18 protein-coding genes and 3 tRNA genes are annotated in these 21,392 nt (G+C 48.0%); 19 read left to right on the plus strand and 2 right to left on the minus strand.

The genetic code is table 11. The features are described from left to right. Positions 1 to 7 precede the first annotated feature (7 nt). From I1H34_RS22315 to I1H34_RS22385, 15 genes are all read left to right on the plus strand, one after another. On the plus strand, positions 8 to 910 hold the full coding sequence (locus I1H34_RS22315) for a sialate O-acetylesterase (RefSeq protein WP_212663103.1): 903 nt from the start codon (positions 8 to 10) through the stop codon (positions 908 to 910). 143 nt (positions 911 to 1,053) lie between these two features. Then, complete coding sequence (gene rfbF, locus I1H34_RS22320; RefSeq protein ID WP_212663104.1) at positions 1,054 to 1,854, plus strand: glucose-1-phosphate cytidylyltransferase; 801 nt, start codon at positions 1,054 to 1,056, stop codon at positions 1,852 to 1,854. After that, on the plus strand, positions 1,854 to 2,837 hold the full coding sequence (locus I1H34_RS22325) for a GDP-mannose 4,6-dehydratase (RefSeq protein WP_212663105.1): 984 nt from the start codon (positions 1,854 to 1,856) through the stop codon (positions 2,835 to 2,837). The genes rfbF and I1H34_RS22325 overlap by 1 nt, the downstream gene beginning before the upstream one ends. Before the next feature lie 18 nt (positions 2,838 to 2,855). Continuing rightward, positions 2,856 to 3,413, plus strand: a complete 558-nt coding sequence (gene rfbC, locus I1H34_RS22330; protein ID WP_212663106.1) for a dTDP-4-dehydrorhamnose 3,5-epimerase — start codon at positions 2,856 to 2,858, stop codon at positions 3,411 to 3,413. Next, positions 3,410 to 4,327: an NAD-dependent epimerase/dehydratase family protein gene (locus I1H34_RS22335; RefSeq protein ID WP_212663107.1), complete on the plus strand. Its 918-nt coding sequence runs from the start codon at positions 3,410 to 3,412 to the stop codon at positions 4,325 to 4,327. Before rfbC ends, I1H34_RS22335 begins: the two co-directional genes overlap by 4 nt. Before the next feature lie 104 nt (positions 4,328 to 4,431). Next, positions 4,432 to 5,589 (plus strand): glycosyltransferase family 61 protein, encoded by a 1,158-nt coding sequence (locus I1H34_RS22340; protein ID WP_249369505.1) that lies wholly within the window; start codon positions 4,432 to 4,434, stop codon positions 5,587 to 5,589. A gap of 216 nt (positions 5,590 to 5,805) precedes the next feature. Continuing rightward, complete coding sequence (locus tag I1H34_RS22345; RefSeq protein WP_212663109.1) at positions 5,806 to 6,810, plus strand: KpsF/GutQ family sugar-phosphate isomerase; 1,005 nt, start codon at positions 5,806 to 5,808, stop codon at positions 6,808 to 6,810. Then, complete coding sequence (gene kdsB, locus I1H34_RS22350) at positions 6,807 to 7,544, plus strand: 3-deoxy-manno-octulosonate cytidylyltransferase (RefSeq protein WP_212663110.1); 738 nt, start codon at positions 6,807 to 6,809, stop codon at positions 7,542 to 7,544. Before I1H34_RS22345 ends, kdsB begins: the two co-directional genes overlap by 4 nt. Beyond that, complete coding sequence (gene kdsA, locus I1H34_RS22355) at positions 7,541 to 8,380, plus strand: 3-deoxy-8-phosphooctulonate synthase (RefSeq protein WP_212663111.1); 840 nt, start codon at positions 7,541 to 7,543, stop codon at positions 8,378 to 8,380. The genes kdsB and kdsA overlap by 4 nt, the downstream gene beginning before the upstream one ends. Then, entirely contained in the window at positions 8,380 to 8,892 is a 513-nt protein-coding gene (locus I1H34_RS22360; protein WP_212663112.1) for a KdsC family phosphatase, read from the plus strand. Before kdsA ends, I1H34_RS22360 begins: the two co-directional genes overlap by 1 nt. 22 nt (positions 8,893 to 8,914) lie before the next feature. Next, the gene (locus tag I1H34_RS22365; RefSeq protein WP_212663113.1) at positions 8,915 to 10,243 is read left to right on the plus strand and encodes a UDP-N-acetylglucosamine 2-epimerase; all 1,329 of its coding nucleotides are present in this window, start codon (positions 8,915 to 8,917) and stop codon (positions 10,241 to 10,243) included. Between the two features lie 86 nt (positions 10,244 to 10,329). Then, positions 10,330 to 11,634, plus strand: coding sequence for a glycosyltransferase family protein (locus I1H34_RS22370; protein ID WP_212663114.1), 1,305 nt, complete (start codon positions 10,330 to 10,332; stop codon positions 11,632 to 11,634). Between the two features lie 112 nt (positions 11,635 to 11,746). Next, a complete protein-coding gene (locus tag I1H34_RS22375) occupies positions 11,747 to 12,838 on the plus strand; it encodes an acyltransferase family protein (RefSeq protein WP_212663115.1) in 1,092 nt (363 codons plus the stop codon). 153 nt (positions 12,839 to 12,991) lie between these two features. Then, entirely contained in the window at positions 12,992 to 14,227 is a 1,236-nt protein-coding gene (locus tag I1H34_RS22380) for a glycosyltransferase family 4 protein (protein WP_212663116.1), read from the plus strand. A gap of 70 nt (positions 14,228 to 14,297) precedes the next feature. Beyond that, the gene (locus I1H34_RS22385) at positions 14,298 to 15,461 is read left to right on the plus strand and encodes an acyltransferase family protein (protein ID WP_212663117.1); all 1,164 of its coding nucleotides are present in this window, start codon (positions 14,298 to 14,300) and stop codon (positions 15,459 to 15,461) included. A 5-nt stretch (positions 15,462 to 15,466) separates the two neighbouring features. Here the strand turns inward: I1H34_RS22385 and I1H34_RS22390 are convergent, their stop codons facing one another. Beyond that, positions 15,467 to 18,286 (minus strand): HEAT repeat domain-containing protein, encoded by a 2,820-nt coding sequence (locus tag I1H34_RS22390; RefSeq protein WP_212663118.1) that lies wholly within the window; start codon positions 18,284 to 18,286, stop codon positions 15,467 to 15,469. Positions 18,287 to 18,460: 174 nt separating this feature from the next. On the opposite strand from I1H34_RS22390, the gene I1H34_RS22395 reads away from it, so the two are divergent. The 4 genes from I1H34_RS22395 (at position 18,461) to I1H34_RS22410 (ending at position 20,516) form a co-directional block, all read left to right on the plus strand. Continuing rightward, a tRNA-OTHER gene (locus tag I1H34_RS22395) sits at positions 18,461 to 18,589 on the plus strand. A gap of 21 nt (positions 18,590 to 18,610) precedes the next feature. Beyond that, positions 18,611 to 18,732, plus strand: a tRNA-OTHER gene (locus tag I1H34_RS22400). A gap of 6 nt (positions 18,733 to 18,738) precedes the next feature. Next, positions 18,739 to 18,862, plus strand: a tRNA-OTHER gene (locus I1H34_RS22405). Positions 18,863 to 18,917: 55 nt separating this feature from the next. Continuing rightward, positions 18,918 to 20,516: a TROVE domain-containing protein gene (locus I1H34_RS22410; protein WP_212666395.1), complete on the plus strand. Its 1,599-nt coding sequence runs from the start codon at positions 18,918 to 18,920 to the stop codon at positions 20,514 to 20,516. Between the two features lie 106 nt (positions 20,517 to 20,622). Here the strand turns inward: I1H34_RS22410 and I1H34_RS22415 are convergent, their stop codons facing one another. Next, entirely contained in the window at positions 20,623 to 21,060 is a 438-nt protein-coding gene (locus I1H34_RS22415) for a hypothetical protein (RefSeq protein ID WP_212663119.1), read from the minus strand. Between the last annotated feature and the right edge of the window lie 332 nt (positions 21,061 to 21,392).

Below are 21,392 nucleotides of genomic sequence, written 5' to 3' on the forward strand. Positions count from 1 at the left end.
AGTTACTATGAAGTTTATTCCGTCAAAAATATGGTTAATCATTCTATTTTTGAGTGGAGTTACCGGTGGGGTGCTTCTGCATAAGTTTCTTTTTAAAGACCGCCTCCAGACGCCTCAAGCCTCCCAGGCACAAGCATTACCGACTATCCCTGATCCATGGCAAGGAAAAATATCCCTCTATGTTTTAGCTGGGCAATCCAATATGGCGGGCAGAGGCCCGCTGGATGCTGAGAGTTCAACCACACATCCCCAGGTTTTTGTATTCGGGAATGATTACCGATGGCACCTCGCCAAAGATCCCCTAGATGCTCTAGACGGCCAAGTTGATCCGATATCCCGAGAAGGCAAGGCTCCGGGGGTGGGTCCCGGTATGACCTTTGCATCAACATTGCTCAAGCATGATGCGGATGCTGTTATTGGTCTGATTCCCTGTGCTAAGGGGGGGTCAACCATTCAAGAATGGCAACGTAATTTAAGTGAAAACTCTCTCTATGGGTCTTGTCTCAAGCGATTGCGAGCCGCCTCTTTGATGGGCAAGCTGGAAGGAATATTATTTTTTCAAGGGGAAGCAGATGCTCTGGATCAAAAGCAATTTTCTCACCTCTCTCTATCTCCCCAACAATGGTCCAAAAAGTTTGAAAAGTTTGTTGAGAATTTTCGACTAGATACAAAGCAAGAGAACTTACCGATTGTGTTTGCTCAAATTGGGTCCCATGATGCTCCTGATCTTTTAACAGAGTGGGAAGCCATTAAAAAGCAGCAAGAGAATATTAAATTACCTTATGTATCGATGATTACTACGGATGATTTGGCCCTTCAAGACTATGTTCATTACACCACTAAAAGTTATCGTACGATTGGACAGCGATTCGCCAATGCCTATATTAAACTGACTGAGAAGAATCTATGATGTGAATGTCTGACAAAATGGGAAATATCAATATATGATTGAAACAATTTTGGATTTTTTAAATAGCCTTTAAATATGTCTTTATCTTGAGTTTTTATTAACCGTTTTAAATCGATTGTTAGAGTTGTTCATTGAGTGAGCTAATGGAGACAAAACCAAGAATTCCTGTCGCAATTTTATGTGGTGGTAAAGGAACAAGACTCAAAGAAGAAACCGAGTTTCGTCCCAAGCCCATGGTCATGGTCGGGGACCGTCCCATGATTTGGCACATCATGAAAATCTATGCTCACTATGGTTTTACGGATTTTCTTCTCTGCCTTGGCTATAAAGGCGATATGATTCGTGACTATTTCTTTAACTATGATTGGAACCATAGCAATGTCTTATTGGAATTAGGCAATAAAAAAATCACCAAATTAGATAGCTCCCATGGAGAAGAGAACTGGAGAATCTGGTTAATTGACACTGGCCCTGAAACCATGACTGGGGGACGATTAAAACGTCTATCTCCTTATTTCAACGACATTGGTAGTGACTTGTTTATGGGCACCTATGGCGATGGGGTGAGCAACGTTAATATCCAGAAATTGCTGGAGTTCCATAACAGCCATGGCAAGCTAGCCACCATCACCTCCGTTCGCCCGCCTTCACGTTTTGGTGAGCTTGCCATTGATAACAATTTTGTCAGCTACTTCCAAGAAAAACCCCAAACCAGCGAAGGCTGGATCAACGGGGGATACTTTGTGTTTCATCGCAAGGTTCTAGATCTAATTCAAGGAGATAGCACCGTTCTGGAAGCCGAGCCCTTTAAAGCATTAGCGGCATTGGGAGAACTCGCTGTCTATAAACACGATGGATTTTGGCAATGTATGGATACCTATAGAGAACTCGGACTTCTCAATGAGCTATATACCTCCAATCAAGCACAGTGGAGGGTTTGGTAATGAGTGAATTTTGGCAGGATCGATCGGTATTGATTACGGGTTGCACCGGGCTGTTAGGGAGTTGGATGACCCAAGAGCTGGTCGCCCGTGGCGCTCGTGTCGTTGGATTGGTTAGGGATTGGGTCCCTCAGTCTCGCTTGTTTACGGAAGGGCTCTCCGACAAAATTACAACGGTTTACGGCGGCATTGAAGATTTAGGGGTTTTGGAGCGGGCTATCAATGAATACGAAGTGGATACAGTATTCCATTTAGCTGCCCAAACCATTGTGGGGGTTGCCAATCGCGAACCCCTGGGCACCTTTGAAGCCAACATCAAAGGGACATGGAATGTCTTAGAAGCCTGTCGTCGGGTGGGGGGAGTCAGTCGTATTGTCGTCGCTTCCAGTGATAAGGCCTATGGTGATCAAGATATCTTGCCCTACGACGAACAAACACCACTCCAAGGCGAGCATCCCTATGATGTGTCCAAAAGTTGCGCAGATTTACTGTGTCGGACCTACTATGTGACTTACAACCTGCCCGTCTGTATTACCCGCTGCGGGAATTTCTATGGCGGTGGGGACTTGAATTTCAATCGAATTGTCCCGGATACCATTCGATCGACGTTGCGTGACAAACCCATTGTGATTCGCAGTGATGGGACTTATATCCGTGACTATTTTTATGTCAAGGATGGTGTGCTGGCCTACCTTCATCTGGCGGAACAAATGGATCGGCCGGAAATATTGGGTGAGGCCTTTAACTTTAGTAATGAGCTGCAGATTTCAGTCTTAGAGTTAGTTCATAAAATCCTAAAGTTGATGGGCAAACCTCATCTGGAGCCGACGATTTTGAACCAAGCTCAGAATGAAATCAAGCATCAATATCTCTCTGCCGCAAAGGCAAGAAAGCTATTAGATTGGAAATCTCCCTATGATTTGGATGCGGCATTATTAGAAACCATTCAGTGGTATACAGCATTTCTTGAGTCCACTTCTGCTTAGTACTTGTATAGGAAGGATATGCAACTTCATTCCACCAAAATACCAGGCTGTTTTGAATTAGAATTAAACGTTTTCAAGGATCAGCGGGGTCGGTTTGTTAAAACCTTTCATGAAGAGATTTTCGCCAGCCACCAGTTAGAAACCCATTTCCCTGAAGCCTATTATTCTTACTCCACCCAAAATGTATTGCGGGGCCTCCATTTTCAGATCCCCCCTAAAGATCATACGAAGATGGTTCACTGCGCCCAGGGTGAGATCATAGATGCGGTGGTCGATTTAAGAGTGGGTTCGCCCACCTATGGGCAATTTGAAGTATTTGAACTCAGCGCCGAAAAAGGCAATTCGGCCTATATCCCCCCCGGCTTAGCCCATGGTTTTTACATTGTCAGTGAAACCGCCCTCGTGATGTATCAGGTGTCCACGGTATATGCCCCTGGCCATGAACAAGGTCTGTTGTGGAACTCGGCTGAGATTCCCTGGCCGAGTCCAAATCCGATTATTTCTGAAAAAGATCAAGGATGGAAGACCCTGGCTGACTATGAAAGTCCGTTTGTCTATGAGCCTGCCCACTCATGACTAATTCCCAGCCATCACCAACGGTCCTGATTTCCGGAGCCAATGGCTATTTTGGGGGCATAGCCTGTCAGTTTTTTAGAGATCGGTCCTGGACTGTCTTAACGGCAACCCGCCGCCCAGATGCAGATGTCCCGTTTGATCTCAATCAGCCAGACCAGTTTGCCGCCCAAAAGCTAGAGCAACCTGTTGATGTGTTTATTCATGCGGCCGCCGCCCATGAAGTGACCTGTCGGGACCAGCCCTATCAAAGCATTTTTCAGAATGTGGCCGGTACCCGGGCCGCCCTGGACTTTTGTGTGGCCAACCACATTTCGCGGTTTGTGTACTTATCGACCTTTCATGTCTTTGGCCATCCCACCGGCCGGATTGATGAATCCACGACGCCGTTGCCTGCGAACGACTATGGTTTAAGTCATTTACAGTCTGAAGATTACTTACGGCTGTACCGCCGAGAGCAGTCTCTACAGACTTTAGTGTTGAGGCCCAGTAATTTTTTTGGTGTGCCGGCGGATGTTAAAAGCTGCAACCGCTGGACCTTAACCCCTTTAGGGTTCTGTCAGGCCGCAGTGGAAGAGAAACAGATTGTCTTGAGAACGCCGGGATATCAACGACGCAACTTTATTGCGGTCCCAGATATCTGTGGTGCGATCGCAGCCGCGTATCCCCAAATGGACACCCTAGATCTCCTCCATTTGCCAGGGCCAGAAACCCTCAGTATTCGAGGGCTTGCTCAACTAGTCCAACGGGTGATGCAAGAGCGATTTGATATTGCGATTGATGTCGTCCTGCCGGATGGGGAGCCGATAGAAGATACATTTACCTATACCAGCCAAGGATTATCAGCCGTTTATCAACCTCAACTCACCCTAGAAAACTTTGTATTTAAATTGTGTCAACGGTTGTTATCAGTCTAAAGACTGAGCAGCTAGCCCCCTTGGCAATGCTTGTATAGGGACAAGTCAAGGTCGCGATCAGTGGAAAGAAGACAGCCATGGTTTTAGGAACACTCTCTGGAAATATGCCTGAAACAATCTCTAACGCGTTAAAGCCCATCCTTCGTCCCCTGTTTAGTTGGGCCGTACTCAAGCCTGCGATCGCATATCTGCTCCCACGGCAAACCGTGGCTCAGGCTTTTGGCAAGGACCATCCTAAGCATCGGCGCTTCCCCCCGGAGACCATTGATACGCCTGAGATCAAGGATATGCCGCCCTTTGACGGTCCCTTTGCCTATCTGGAGAGTGAAACCTATACCACCCACGATATTTTCTCAACGGTGTTAGAAAACGTGTTAGTCGAACCGGGCAACGGCATCGTCTTAACGCCTTCTCGTAAAGTGATTGCCGAGTCCATGTATCCCCAAATGGACGACATCACGATTTATGGGGCCTTACTCAATAAAAGCTTTATCCGGCGCCGAATGCTTGAGAAGCCGGTCCAAGAGATTTCGGGGTATGCCAGTATTTATCAAGGATTGCCCAATGGTTACTACCACAAATTTATTGACTTAGTCCCCCGTTGTTCCCTGCTGAGCCAGCCGGAATATGCAGAGATAGACAATATTCAGCTCCTCTATTCTGATCCTGTGTCGGAGACAGAAACTCTATTAGTCCCGAAACTGATTCCAGAAAATGTCACATTAACCAAGTTAGAACCCAGTCGGCTTTACCGCGTCGAAAAATTGATTTTGCCGACGTTTCTGACTCAGTTCGGGTCTGGCTATCTGCCCCAAGCCTATATCCAGCAGCTTCGGCAAGCCATTTTTCCGAAGCGTCCTTCAACCCAAAACAAACGAATTTATATTTCCCGAGCCCAGTCGGCCAAAGGCCAGAAAAAGCGGCATATTGTTAATGAAGCCGAATTAATTGCAGCCCTCAAACCCTTGGGGTTTGAAATCTATGAGCTGGAAGATTTCTCCTTAGAAGAGAAAGTTGAACTTTTCTATGACGCTGAAATTGTAGTGGGGGCCTATGGGGGTGGTATCACCCACGTGCTCTTTTCCGAGTCCGTCAAGATCTTGGAACTGCAGGTCATGGCTAAAACCCAAACCTATTACTATTACTTAGCCAAAGCATTGGGACATGACTATCGCTTCTGGTTCTCGGACAAAGCCAACAACCGCGAGAACTTTGAAGTTGATATTTCTCAGGTTTTGCAGTTACTAGAAGGTTGGTGTTAAAACGGAGATGAAGTTATCTAACCCCCAAAAGAATAACCCAACCGAAATTGACGAGAGTTGAGAAAAGAGTGAAGTGGCTCCGGCATGAAGGCCATGCACCCCGTTTTCATTCTGTCGGTGTAATGAGCCTTTCTGACTAAACAGGCTAGGGGTTTTGTACCCACAATAAATAACTCCATAAGATACGCTAGAACTACTAATGAGATATTGATTTCTATGCAATCTCTGATTACATCTACCCCAACTACCTTCGCGTCTCAAGTTGAAAAGCTGCTGCTGTTAGAAGCCGAAGCCATTGCCAAAGCGGCGGAGCGATTGCAGCCCGAACAGGTCAATCAAGCCGTCGATCTGATGATTAATTGCTCCGGCAAAGTGGTGTTATCCGGGGTGGGTAAATCAGGGATTGTGGCCCGCAAAATCGCCGCCACCCTGACCAGTGTGGGAGTGATGGCAGTATTCCTACATCCAGTAGAAGCCCTACATGGCGATTTAGGGATTGTGGCGACCAGTGATGTCGTGGTGGTGTTAAGCAACAGTGGTGAAACCGATGAACTGATTGCCATGTTGCCTTGCTTAAAGCAACGCCAAGTTCCGCTGATTGCCCTAGTGGGTAACGTGAAATCGACCTTGGCAGATGAAGCGGATGTGGTCTTAGCGGCGACGGTTGACCAAGAAGCCTGTCCCATGAATTTAGCCCCCACAGCCAGTACGACAGTTGCGATCGCAATCGGCGATGCTCTAGCCATGACCGTCACCCATGCTAAAGGGGTCACTCCTGAAGCCTTTGCCGTCAATCACCCGGCGGGTCGGTTAGGCAAGCGCTTGACCATTAAAGTTTCAGATCTGATGCACCAAGGCCCCGAGCATCCTTGTATTTCCTCAGAGGCCAGCTGGCTGGAAATCGTGACGAGCATTAGCCAGGGTGGGTTAGGAGCCGTTAACGTAGTGGATGCTCACAACCAACTGCTGGGAATTGTCACAGATGGTGATCTGCGTCGTGCCATGGAAAAGGTTCGCCCAGTAGACTTGGAGCAGATGAACGCAGAAAAAATAATGACTGCCAATCCCACTACTGCTGCACCGGACCAGTTGGCCTACGACGCCTTACAGGTCATGGAAGATCGTCCGTCTCAAATTTCGGTATTGCCCGTCGTCGATCAAGACGATCGTTGCGTGGGAGTATTGAGACTGCACGATATTGCTCAAGCGGGTCTTATATGAATATTCTTGCGGTCATTCCTGCCCGCTATCAATCCCAACGCTTCCCTGGCAAACCCCTAGTGATGCTAGATGAGCGGCCTATGGTTCAGTGGGTCTATGAAGCCGCTAAAAGCTGCGATTTCTTTCAAGATGCAGTGGTGGCCACGGACAGTGACAAAATTGCCGACTGTGTGAAAGGGTTTGGCGGCAAAGTAGTGATGACCCGGGACGATCACCTCACGGGCACCGATCGCGTCGCCGAAGTCGCTGGCTTCTACGATGATATGGATGTCGTCGTCAATGTTCAGGGGGATCAGCCCTTTGTTACGCCAGAAGCCCTCGAACAGCTGGTTCGTCCCTACCGGGAGGGAGAACGACCCGAGATGACCACCCTGGGCTGTCCCCTAGACATGGAAGAGGATTACGCCAGCCCAAATGCAGTGAAAGTACTTTGCGATCGCAACGGCCATGCCCTCTATTTTTCCCGCTCTCCCATTCCTTACTTTCGCACCCCAGGCACGGTACCGGTTTATCACCACTTAGGGCTCTATGCTTTTCGCCATGACTTCCTAATGCAATATTCTCAACTCGAACCGACGCCCTTTGAAACCTGTGAAGGTCTAGAGCAATTGCGAGTTTTAGAGTACGGCTATGCCATTAAGGTTTGCCAAACCCAAAAAGCAGCGATTGAAATTAATACCCCCGAGGATTTAGTTAAAGCTCAGTTATTCATCCAACAAGGAATGACCTCATGATCCGTACTCAAGTGACTGATACATTAGCCATCGGCGATGGATGTCCGCTGACACTGCTGAGTGGTCCCTGTGTGATTGAATCTGAAGATTTCACCTTGAAGATGGCCACGAGCATCGCTCGCATCTGTGAGAAGCTGGGCATTTCTTATGTATTCAAATCCTCCTTTGATAAAGCCAACCGCACATCCGTTAGCTCCTTTCGGGGCCACCCCATGGAAGAAGGACTAAGAATCTTACAGCGGGTCAAGGATGAAGTCGGCGTCCCCATCGTCACGGATATCCATGAAAGCCACCAGGCCGCTCCCGTCGCCGAAGTTGCCGATATTTTGCAGATCCCTGCTTTTTTATGTCGCCAAACCGATCTACTCATGGCGGCAGCCGCCACAGGTCGCACGATTAATGTCAAAAAAGGGCAATTTTTAGCCCCCTGGGACATGAAAAATGTGGTGAGCAAACTGGAGTCTGGCGGCGCTAAGAACATCCTGTTAACAGAGCGCGGCACTAGCTTCGGCTATAACGCCCTCGTTGTTGATTTTCGGTCTCTGCCCCAAATGCGTAGCTTTGGTTATCCCATTGTGTTTGACGCCACCCACAGCGTCCAAATGCCTGGAGGCCAGGGCAGTAGCTCCGGTGGCCAGCGGGAATATGCCCCCTATCTCGCTCGGGCAGCCGCCGCCATTGGCATTGATGCCTTATTTATGGAAGTGCATGAGAATCCCGATCAGGCCCCCAGCGACGGTCCAAACATGATTCCGCTCCATCAGTTAGAAGATGTGTTGCGGCCCATCCTTGAGGTGCATAACGTCTTAAAAACGACTCAACCCGTATTAGCTTGATGAGTACCCTATCAGACCTACAATCCCGACTCACCAACGTGAAGCTCTTAGCCTTAGATGTGGATGGTGTCTTAACGGATGGCGGGCTGTACTACACCGAAACTGGCGCAGAACTAAAAAAGTTTAATGTCAAAGACGGTCAAGGCTTAAAGCTCCTCATGCAGGCAGGAGTTGAGGTGGCCATTATTACTGCCAGCGATTCTCCTGTCACCCGACATCGAGCCAAAAAGTTGGGCATTCAACATGTCTTTCTTGGGATTGAAGAAAAGCTCTCGGTGCTCAAATCTCTCTGCCAAACTCTCAACATTGAGCTGTCCCAAGTGGCCTATGCAGGAGATGATGTCAATGATGTGCCCATCTTACAAAATATCGGCTGTCCCTTCACCGTCAATGATGCCATGCCTGCCAACCGAGGCGCAGCCATTTACATTACTCAGAAAAACGGAGGATGTGGCGCAGTCCGAGAACTTTGTGATTTACTGATTCAAAGCCAGGCCGGTTCTTCATCTTAATCCCTGGCAAGGATCCGACAAGATGCAACAAAAGCTGAAAATCAGATCGCGTCAGGATATTGTCCCCCTTGAAAAAGCAATTCTAGGGCAATATTATTTTCCACTGCAAGACTATTTGGGCTTTGATGAGAAGCTAGCGATGCTGTTTCAATCGTTACCGCTTCGGCTCTCTCGTTCATCGCCCCAGCCGGAAATCAGCTTCTTTCTCTATTCCAAGGCTTGTGAACGCTTATTAATCCCACTGCTATTGCACTTAGCAGAGAGTGGCATTCTTGAGAAAAATGGCATCAAGCTGAATCTGGTTGTTCTACCGGGGATTCATCAACTGCAGCTCGTTCCCCAAACCCTAGAAAAATTGAGTTCTTTGGGCATCACCCCCCAGGCCAATTATTTAAGCCTCATTCGAGCCTGTTTATCCCCCCAGAATAAAGGGGTGGTCTTTTGCTTAGATCATCGAGAACTCTATGAATTTCATCGGTGTGGCGTTGATACCGCCGATCAGCTCCGCAAGTTTGGCGTTAAAACCCTCTCTATTCAACATGGTGGGACTCGCAAGGACTCCGTTAAAGGACTCGCTTCCACGGTTTCAGACCTAATCATGGTTTGGGGTAAGCGGGTGGAGCGGGAATTGGTCCAGGATTATGGGGTCGATCCCCAACGAATTCGAGTGGTAGGAAATCCGTTACATGACGTCCTCAATACGCTAGATCCCGAAGCTGCTTTGACGACGTTGCAAAAATGCTATCCCCAGGTTCAACCGCAACTCCCCCATAAAAAAATTGTGGTTTTAGCCGCCTGCCTGCATACGGAATATCAGGGGTATGGGGACGAAGCCCAGCTCTATCGACAATATATTCAACATATTTATGAAAGCCTGGATTTTTCCAAGGTGTTGTTGCTGATCAAAATGCATCCCAACGATCAAAGAAATCCAAATTTATATCAACAGGCTGCCCAGGAATTTGCAGATCTCGATTCAGTCGTCGTGATCGAACCGGAAGTAACAGAACTCAGTGTATATGCCCTGCTTTCCATCGCCGATTTACTGCTAACACGCAGTTCTACGGTGGCGGAGGAAGCGTTGATGATGGGCAAGCAGGTCGTCGCCTTTGATTTATTTGAAGATGGCCCCTCCAAAGGCTATAAACATTTAGAAGAGTACGGGGTCTACCAGACGGTCTATGCAGACCCTAAACCGGCTTTAAAGACTGAAATTGAACGTATGTTATTGGATAGAGACTCAGATCACAGTACAACCATCGATCTTGCAGCAGAATTTACCTATGCCTTAGATGGCCAGTCTACCCAACGAGCTGTTGATGAAATTGTTCAGCGTCTATCTGTTCGCTAACTCCGGTCAACGACCATGATTATGGTCGTTGAGCAATATGCCGATTCACTCCAATCTCATAAACCCCATTTTTGACGCCAGTGTCTATGAAAACCGTTGCGCTCGTTGATACCAATCATGGCAGGGGGCATCATCTCACGTATATGCGTTTCTTCAGTAAGACACTGCTAGAAATGGGCTATCGAGTGATGTCTTTTTATCCCCAGCCTGATGACGTCTTGCCGTGGATCCAAGAGAATTGTCCAGATAAGGCTGAAAATTTTTATGCCTTTGAAATGCAGGAATATCAATGGCAAGAACTGCCCGTATTGGGTCGATTACCCGCACTGTTTCCTAAGTGGAACCGATGGCCACAACCTATTTTAATTTTGGGACGCTGGCAAAAAACGGCTGCCATGATTCAAGAGGCAGCGAAACAAATTGGCCATGAGCCCGACCTGGTTTTTCTCAATTGGTTAGACAACTATTTAAGCTACTACTTACGCGGCTCGATGATTGATTGGGTCTTCCCTTACCCTTGGTCTGGCCTCTATTTTCGACCCGCAACCTATCGGTTTGGTCAACGCTATCTTCCTATTCTCAAAACGCCTTTATCCCATCTCGCGGTGGCCCAGTCTGATCACTGCCAAGCCATCACCCTACTAGATGAGTATGAAGCGAAAAATCTGCAGGCAGATATCGACAACAAACCCGTGATTGCCTTTCCCGACTTTACCGATATCACCCCTCCCGATTTGACCTATTCATTAGCCGCAGACATCAAAGCTAAGGCAGGTAATCGCACCATTGTCGGGCTGTTCGGCGCTCTGAGTAAGCGCAAGGGACTTTTAACCTTATTGCACGCCGCTGAGCGGTGCGATCCAGATGATTTTTTCTTTGTCTTTGCAGGATCGCTCTCTAAGGCCATGTTTCATCAAGATTACTCAACCCGATTGAATGAAGACTATGAAATGGTCCAAACCATCGTTGAGTCTTCTCCTGACAACTGTCTCTTTCATTTTGAATTTATTCCCGGTGAACCTCAATTTAATGCCTTAGTGAATAGCTGTGATGTCATTTTTTCAGCTTATGAAAACTTTCCCTACAGTAGCAATGCCTTAGTTAAAGCAGCCACGTTCCAAAAATTGGTGATGGCCAGCGAAGGGTATTGTATGGGCAAACGAGTGCAGCAGTTTGAGTTAGGGGTGACCATTCCGGAAGGGGATGTTGACGCTTGTGTAGAGGCTTTAATAGAACTCAAATCCAGACTCACCCAACCCAAAACTGACCATCAGCCAGACTTTGAAGGATACTGCAACCAACACTCCCTACAACAGCTCGCAAAGTCTTTTCAAGATGTGCTCAATCTCACCACTGTTCATCAACAACAGCAAACAACTAGCCCATCATAGGATATTTAGAATAATCATTTTTTAGTGGAGAGAATTATTTCAGGCCATAGATTAATGGTTCGGACCATTGATTAAAGACACTGGCTTTCTATAACGTGAGGACAAGGGAACCGTGGTAGTTATTGAAAAAGTTAAATCTATTTTTTTAGGTAATCCATCGCCATCCACAAAACAAATTCACTCTTTAGATGGCATTAGAGGATTTGCAATTTTATTTGTTTTTTTTGATCATGCCAAAGGACAAGGACTAGAGCTATTCCCAGTTCTAAACCCTACTGGCTTTGGTAAGGCAGGCGTCTATTTATTCTTCGTGTTGAGTAGCTTTTTGTTGGCGGGACAATTCCTGAGGGATGACTGCGAACTGGGGCGTTGGTCCCTTTGGGTAAGTTACGCACTCAAGCGAGTCTTACGGATCTATCCGTTGTACATCTTTATTATGTTGCTTTATGGCATCGTACCCAGTTTTAAATACACGGCTACAGATGTCTTCAGTCATATATTTCTACAGGAAGGAAAAGATCAATTTTGGGCTATTCCTGTTGAATTTAAGTTCTACCTATTTTTACCGATCTTAATGTGGCTGATTGTTAAAGTTTTGAAGAAGAACCTTGGGCTTTCGACCCTTTTCTTAGGGGCCGTGATGAGTGCCAGTTTCCTGATCACCATTGAACCGGCTGAGGTGGCGCGAGTCTCCCTCATTAAATATTTACCTATTTTTCTCTTAGGGATATTAGCTGCCTTAATTCATGCCCATTTACAAAATCGTCAAACCCAGTTTCTGGAGTCTGACACCTTTGGATATATTGCGGAAGGCGTGGCCCTCCTCAGTTTGATCGCGACGTTTGGCTTAATCACCACGTTGCGGACCAAACCCGATTGGTTTCTCTTACAACAGGATTGGTCAGATACCCTAATATTCATCGCCTTTGGAGGGGCATGGTCTTTATTTTTAGTGGCTCAGCTACATGGTCGCGGTCTGATTCGTGGTCTCTTGAGTCATCCCATTATTCGGTTTGTGGGAACGATCAGTTTTAGTATGTACCTTTGGCATATGGCCCTGATTGGCTATACCAATGCCCATCTCAATATGGCTCCACCGATTAAATTCTCGATTATTTTGACGATCACGCTTGGGGTTGCAATCATGAGTTTCTTCGTGATTGAGCGGCCCTTCTTTCGTTTGAAGAAGTACTTACCTAGATAACTGGATACTATCTAGCCAATGGTGAAACAAAACGAGAGGGCGTTTAGGTAGAAGCGGGGGGATGCCGAGTGGAAGATCTCTCATCCTTAGTTGACAGCCCCGCCAAAAAAGACCTTGATTGTTCCTATAGGACCCTAGAAAAACACAGCGTCTATGAAATCTCTTTTATTGAGTACATCTGACATTGAAGGTGGAGCTGCTAGAGCAGCATACCGACTACATCAAGGGCTTTTGGCGATTGGTCATGATTCCCAAATGCTAGTTCGCGCCCGTTTCAGTGGTCAGAAATCGGTGCTGGCAGAGAAGTCGGCATTAACAAAATTGGGGCCACAGATGAATGGCTGGCCCTTAAAGCTAGGGTCCTATCAAACCAAAACCCTCTTTTCAAGCCAATGGTTTCCGGATGCGATCGCAAAGAACGTTGCACAGCTCAACCCAGATATCGTCAATATGCATTGGGTTTGTAATGGCTTCCTCAAGGTAGAAACCTTGCCCAAGCTCAACAAGCCCTTGGTATGGACCCTTCAGGACATGTGGCCGTTTACGGGGGGATGTCACTATGCAGAAACCTGCGATGGCTACCAAAAAGCCTGTGGCCAATGCCCTCAACTAAATAGCCAAAAAGAATCTGACTTGTCTCGCAAAATTTGGCAACGCAAGCAAAAAGCCTGGCAGGACATTAACCTCACCATTGTTACTCCCAGTCAATGGATGGCGGATTGTGTCCGGGAGAGTTCGTTATTTGGCCATCGACGGGTTGAGGTGATTCCGTTTTGTCTAGATGTCCAGAAATATCGACCTGCGAATAAAGGCTTTAGCCGTGATTTATTGGGGCTGCCTTCAGACAAGCTGATCATTCTATTTGGAGCCTTATCGGCGACCGCTGACTTAAGAAAAGGGTTTCATCTACTACAGCCCGCCCTGAAAAAACTGAGTCAAGCGGGCTGGGCCGACCGGATTGAGGTAGCAATTTTTGGGGCAGATGCCCCCGCAGAACCGGCCGATCTAGGATTTAAGGCCCATTACTTGGGGAGCTTTGCCGACGATTTAAGTTTATCTATTGCCTATTCAGCCGCTGATGTCATGATTGTGCCCTCTCTCTATGAATCCTTTGGCCAAACGGCATCGGAAGGATTGGCCTGTGGCACGCCTGTGGTTGCATTTAATGCCGCTGGGCAGAAAGATATTGTTAGCCATCAACAGAATGGTTACCTGGTGAAGCCCTACGAAGTGGATGATTTAGCCCACGGCATGGCTTGGGTCTTGGAAGATACTGATCGCCATCGCAAGTTATGTGAGCAGGCTCGCCAAGCCGCAGTCGATCAGTTCTCCCTGGAGATCCAAGCTCGACAGTATCGCACACTCTTCGAAGAGTTATTGGCTGCATAAGCGGCTATTGGATACCCCGTCTTAGACGGCTGATTTGATTGAACTAATCGCAAGCTCTTCTTTAACTAGCATGACAGAACAACTGAGTGAACCAGCAGCAGCAAGTCAGAAATTTTCGCTCCAGCATCTATTCTTTGGTGCGCGGGCGTCTAAGAGTTGGATGGCGTCTTTAGATGGGTTACGAGGGATTGCTGTTTTACTAGTGGTCATGACCCATAGCAAACGGCTCTTGGGCTTATCTTGGGATCAGGCAATTGTTGGGCATTATTTTCAAGCCGCCGGCACGATCTATGGCCGCACTGGAGTCTACTTATTTTTTATCTTGAGTAGTTTCCTGCTCACGGGACAAATGTTGCGGGAAACCATCGATTTAAAGCATATAAAAACATGGATTAACTATGGGTTAAAACGAGTCCTCAGAATTTATCCGCTGTATCTCTTTGTTTTAGCCGTTTACACGATTTTCCCAGGCTTCAAGTTTACCTTGGGCAATTTCACAGCCCATGTCATTCTGCAAGAAGCTTTAAATCATTTTTGGACGATTGTCGTCGAATTCAAATACTACTTATTTTTCCCGTTCGTCATTTTGATCATTGCTGTTCTCTTAAAGCGAGACTTTAAAGCTTCAGTGCTCTTTTTATTGACTGCCATTATTGCGACGGAGGGGGCCAATAATGTCGTGGACTTTACCTCAAGATTATCGATTCTCCCTCATATCCCTATTTTCCTTCTGGGATCTCTAGCCGCGGTGGTGAATACCAAACTGACAGCGGTCTTAGATCCGGCCAACCCCAAACAGCAAAGATGGATGTCCATCCTGGCCAACTCCTCTTTAGTGTTGATTGTGTTCAATTTTCCGACTCTACTGAGCCGTCCGCTGTGGGATACGGTATTCCAAGCGAATTATGTTCGACTTTCAGCCAACCACGGGTTTTATACCTACCAAGCCATCTTGCTATGTATCTTGCTAGTGTCCCATTTACATACAGATGGGTGGATCAAAAAGGTTCTAGAAAATGTGGCCCTGCGATTTGTCGGGGTCGTCAGTTTCGGAGTCTATCTTTGGCATATTGCGGTTCTTGGATATGTTGAAGCCTATCTAAAAGCCCCCGGTTTTATCCAGTATGTTGCTGTTTTTGGGGCGACTATCTTATTGTCTTCTGTGACTTATCTCCTGTTTGAAAAGCCTTTTATGAAAATCAAACTCCGTCCTCAGACCCTTAAGATCCAGTAGCGTCTTTATGGGTAGGGGCTAGTCTCAGCAGATGAGTTGGCCTGCCAGAGCACACGAAATTGCTCAAAGGACACCGCCTTCGACCAGTGCCATAGCAACCTGTAGGTCGCTTGAACCTGAGAGAGGTGAGGGGACTGGGTATAGACCCATTGGACAACGGATATTGCTTTCACCAGGGTTGGGGGGATACTGTCCTCTTCAGAGGTGATCACCTGTTGGAGATGCAGACCCATCTGTTTGAGATGGGTTTTGCGATGGGTCGTGGGGAGCAGTTCCAACAATATATCGATGGCTCCCTTGTGGTTGGGTTGCAGGCGTCCCAAACGGCCTGCATAGCGAATGCGAGTCTCAATATCTCGGCTGTTTTGGAGTTTTTGCTCCAAAACAGGAATAAGCTGCTCCGGGTTCAGGGGGGTTTTGCGAGACCGACGCCGAGAGGACTCTACCGGCAATGCAGAATGCTGGGGAGCCAATTGTTGCAAAGATTGCAGCGTTTGACGACGGAGACAGGGATCATCCGTTGTTTGCAGGATATGTTCTAGGATTTGGAGCACCATCGGTTGATCCGGCGCAATAGTGCCGAGCCGATGGGCAGCCTTGCGACGAAGCGTCAGAGAATCATGAGACTGAATAATATCTTGTAAGGTTTGGATGGCTTGGGGATGACCTGGCTGAATATCCCCTAGGCTTTTGGCCATCTCAATACGCAGATCCTCATTGGGCGCTTGGGAGAGGAGTTGTTCTAGGGTTGCGATCGCAACTCCATTCCCCGGATCGTAACTCTTACCCAAACTATGGGCCGCTAACCACTGTTCAAAAGGGTTGGAGGCCTGGGCCACAAACTGTTCAATCGCTGTGGTTACGAGGGTGCGATCGCAGTGGGACAACGCTTCCGCTGCAGGTTCGATCCAAACAGTGGGTTTACCTGTCTGCTGCTGAAATCGCCAATGGACCACCTCAGTCACTAACGCTTCTGCCCCAGCAAATTGGGGATATTCCGCTAAGCCTTTGGTCGCGAGTAACTTCGCTTGAGTGTCATAAAACCCACCACAGCCATCGGCAAAGTTCACCAAGGCTTGCAGAAAATCTGCCTTATCCACATCAGCAATGTCACTTCGCCCGAGCCATAGCAAAATCACTTCCTGCCATTGCGACCTAAAGATGGGATGGAAGGTGGTTTTCGCATTCTGATATTCGATCAACTGATGCCAATCTGCAATCCCTTGGGCCGCAAAATATTCCTGGAACGTAGCGTGATAGAAGGCATAGACTTTGCCCCCGGTCGTAGGAGACCAACCTGCGGGCTGTAGCCACCCTAATTGCAAGGCGAGCGTGAGTTGGTCTGGGTCTAACTGCTGACTGACAAAGATCTCAGGCAAGCGAAACAGCGGCGACGGTTGCGCCATGGCCTGCAAAGCCAGGTGAGCTAAGGCTTGGTTAAGCTGCTGCCGTTGACCCAAGCTGGTAGGGTGATGATCCTGCTTCCAGTCGTAGAGGGCCTCAACAAACTGCCGATAGAGCATGGCCTTGGTTTCTGGCAGTTGTCCTTGAGTAAGCTGCCAGGTTCGACAGAGTAGGGCTAAGTGTAAAGGATTCTGGATCAGGGCTTTGAGCCGCCGCATCTCCGGGCGATTAATTTGGTGATACAGCGTATCGCCTTGCTGGTTATGGAACCAGTTTTGGATCACTGTCTGGACTTGATTACCGCCGTGGCGATAGCTGAAGCTGAGGCTGCGATAGGGGGTGAAGGCTTCCAGAGCATTGTGGCCTGTGTCCCAGAGTTGCGATCGCGAAGTCAGTATCACATGGGCTGCTCCCAGCCAGCCCTTCAGCTGCTTAGCCACAAAAGCCAACGCTTGGCTAGGCACCATCCCCATTTCATCCACCGCATCCAGCAAAAGCCAAACCTTACCTGTGGCAAACTGCTGGGCAAAGGCTTGCTGCTGACTCAACGGAACGGTAAATACCTTCAGGGTTTGTTTTAGCCAAGTTTCTAGCAGATACGTCTCTAGGGATTGTCCCTCTAGATCGGCTAGGGAGATCCAAATAGGCAGAACCTGTTCTTGGGCCAACAATTTGAGGGCTAAGGTTTGCAGCAGCGTCGTTTTGCCTGCTCCTGGTGGACCGACAATGGCAACCCGCTGGATCTCTGGTTGAGCCAGTAAAACGTCTAAAAACTGATCCGGTTGATAAACGATTGATTCTAGGTCAGATTCGGCTGCTGAATCCCCCGTTTGTTTAGCAGCATCGGTCTGGTAAGCCACCAACCCCACTGGACAGTAGACATCCTTAAGGTCAAAGGCCAAGCCCGTATGGGCCGTCAGGGGATTAGACGTTAACCGAGTATCCAAAGCTGCCTGACAACAGGCTCGCCAAGGGCTGGTAGTCTCTGTTGTTGATAGCTGAGACACCCCTCGATCTGGGCGATGCTGATTCCAAACTTGGTCAAAGGTCTGCTGATTGGTTTCCTCTTCCCAGCGGTTCTGCCACAAAGTCAGGGTGAAATGCCACTGATCCGACCCTCGCTGACTTGTGCGGTGATCCTCCAGAATGCCCATAAAGGTTTGGAGATGCTTTAGCCCTGCTTTCACCTGAGCCAGGGTGAGGGGTGTTTCTAAATATTGGGTCAGGGCCACCAAATGCCGAGCCGTGGTCTGTACCACCAACCGCTGGTCCGTTTGCCAATGGGTTTTGATATTGCTCCGTAGTCCTGCCAGGATTTTCTCGTCTTCTAGGGCTAAGGAATCATTGGCGAACTGTACCAGGCCCATCAGGAGGGTTTGGGTTCTGTGTTGGGTAATGGGACCAAAACTTTGCTTGGGCATAGAGAAATTTCACGACAAAGTTAGGGGATTCCCCTTAACTTAGATATCTCCCCTCATTCTAGAACCCTCACGCTATCGGCATTTGACTCAAAAACAACTGGAGTGGAATAGGGGGAGAGACGGCCAGTAGATTGGGTTCAACGATCAGAAACGAGGTTACTTCACTTCAAACACGGACGGTTAGTTTAACGGTAGAACTCCTGTTATATGAATCTCCTTATTCACAACTTTATCCGCAAGGGTCGAAGAATTAGGGTTATCGCTAAGGAACAGGGGGTAGAGGTTCGAATCCTCTACTGTCCAAACCAAAACACCAATATCCATGGGCGGATAGTTCAAAGGTAGAACATCTTAACCCCCTTGTTCATCACTTATCCGCAAGGGTCGAAGAATTAGGGTTATCGCCTACCACGCGGAAGATAGGGGTTCGACTCCCCTTCCGTCCATCCCTGGAGTGGGTCGCTCAAACGGTAGAGCACCATTTTTTGCCCATTAGGGCCGCAGGAAATAAGGTTATCGCTTTTAACGACTTGTCCTTTATCCATCGGGATGCGGGTTCGACTCCCGCTCCACTCCCTTTCCCCATATGGGGTTTCAAGTTTTTATTTGCCCAGTCGGGCCGGAGATGATGATGACTTATAAATTTTTGACCAACACTGCCCGTACACCTCAGACCCAGCCCATTCCTGGCCGTGACGCTGAAATGGTCCAAGGTCGGTCTGGAGGCTATATGTTTGACCTAGGCATTTGGGGTATGCTGCGCCGATGCCTACTGATCGGTACAGCCCAAAGCACCTACTATGCCGATAAGCATGAGCTAACCGATGACTTTATTCATGTGATTCAGCAGTGTGTCCATGAGAATCCCCAGCGCACCGCTGAAGAGATCCTCTATGCCAGCGATGGCCGCTCCATCAACAACAGTGCCCCTATCTTGGCTTTAGTACTCTTATCCATGGGTGAAACCCAGACGGCCAAGCAGGCCTTTGTAGAGCTGTTCCCCCAAGTGGTACGAACCGGAAGCCATTTCTACGAGTGGTTGAACTACACCAAGTCCTTACGAGGCTTTGGTAAAATCATTCGCCAGTGCGGAACGGCATGGCTCTCTAACCCCGATGCCAAGGCCCTGGCCTATCAGTTGCTGAAGTACCAGCAGCGTCATGGCTTTACCCACCGGGATGCCTTGCGGCTGTTCCACGTCAAGCCCATCAGTGAAGACCACCAAGCCCTTTATCACTGGGTCACCCAGGGTTGGGAGACTTTACCTGAAACTGCTCCTGACGCCTTAAGACAAATTTGGTGGTACGAGCGGGTTAAGCGTCAGCCAGAGGCTACCTATGAGGCGATTACCCAAGGTCGCTTAACCCACGAGATGATCGCCCCCATTGGTCAGATGGATCAGCGGGCTTGGCAGCTCCTCTTAGAGGGAATGCCTATGGGAGCCCTACTGCGAAATCTGGGGTCTTTGACGGCACTAGGGGTTCTCGCAGCTCATAAGAGCAAGAACCTGAAGCGAGTGGCTGCGATGTTAACCAACAAGCAGCGGTTGCGTAAGGCTCGGATTCATCCAATTGATGTACTCAAAGCTTTGAAAACCTATGCATCTGGTGGTCAGGTGGGGCGGAGTCGCAAGACTTGGACCCCTATCGCCCGAGTCACCGATATGCTCGAAACGGCTCTTGAGCTGTCCTTCGAGACGGTTGCTCCGACGGGCAAAGTGTTTATGCATGCCATCGATGTATCAGGATCGATGTCCTACTATACCGTCGGTTCGGTAGGCCTCAGCTGTTGCGAGATTGCCACGGCAATGGCCCTAGCAACGGCCAAAGCTGAGCAGAATTACGCGATTCGCGGGTTCTCAACCCAGTTCCGTGACTTGGGTATCACAGCCCGAGATAGCTTCCGCGATGCGCTCAAGAAGGCAACGGATAATAATTTCGGAGGCACTAATGCAGCGGTGGCCTACGAGTGGGCGATTCAGCATCGCTTTTATGCCGATGTCTTCTGCTTCTGGACGGATTCCGAGTCCTACGCGGGACGACAGCATCCGAGTCAGGCTCTAGCGGAGTATCGGCGTCTGGTCAATCCAAAGGCTAAGGCAGTCTACGTGACCCTTGCGCCTTGCCAACTCTCCTTAGTAGATCCTTCGGATCTACTATCTTGGGACTTCGGTGGTTTCGACCCCGCAGCTCCACGAGCGATTCAAATGATTGCTCAAGGAGAGATCTAACAAATAGAGGTTACTAATCACCTTGTTATCAAGGCTTAGTAACCTCTTTCTTTTCTTAAATATTTATATTCAAATGCACCCATCAAGTGAGTAAAAAACTTAGTATCTAAACAGCTTCAAATACTCGGATATCTTCAAAAATACCCTTTAGAACAGAAGTATAGTTATCTAGTGAGATGCCGAACATCAGCAGATTGAATGGCAAGAGAGAGCTTCGCGGATCAGTTTCAAAATCTCGAAATATGATATTGCGATCCCAACTTTGCACTACATTACAGCTAATACAACTGCATCCATATGTTCCGCAAGGACATACAGCAATCACGCGTTTTTCTGGGTAACCATTGTCCAGTCGAGAAAGTGGCCGCAAAGCGACGCCAGTCTTAAAAAGCCAATAGGGAACGGCTGTATCTGAAGTACCTGCTATTTCCCCAATAGTTTTTCTATCTACCATCAGTTCGAAGGAAAGACCATTACTTTCTAAACTCTGATAACTTAGAACATTCAGATCAGCAAGAGAATTATTACGAGTCATATAAGTCATGTTGCTGCTTGCTTCTAAGCACATGGCTACTAGATTTCATGAGAGTCGCCCATCAATACAAATACTGGGTTATTGAGCGATATTAATAATTTACTTTGTCTTAAAAGAGCTATGCCTATATTAAGAATACCCAGTATGGATACAGCGGTTTTCATATAGATGGGGGACAGCCACAACTCTTAAAAAGCTTGATCAGTAAATGCTCCAGGATTGAATATGTCCCCTACCAACCTACGATCCGCTGTAACCACCCAAATCACGACAAGCGAACAACTTTACCAACACCAAGTGACTCCAAACCTCAAGGATTCATCTAATGATGAATGGTAATC

Source organism: Acaryochloris marina S15, from assembly GCF_018336915.1.
In the GTDB taxonomy this organism is placed as follows: domain Bacteria; phylum Cyanobacteriota; class Cyanobacteriia; order Thermosynechococcales; family Thermosynechococcaceae; genus Acaryochloris; species Acaryochloris marina_A.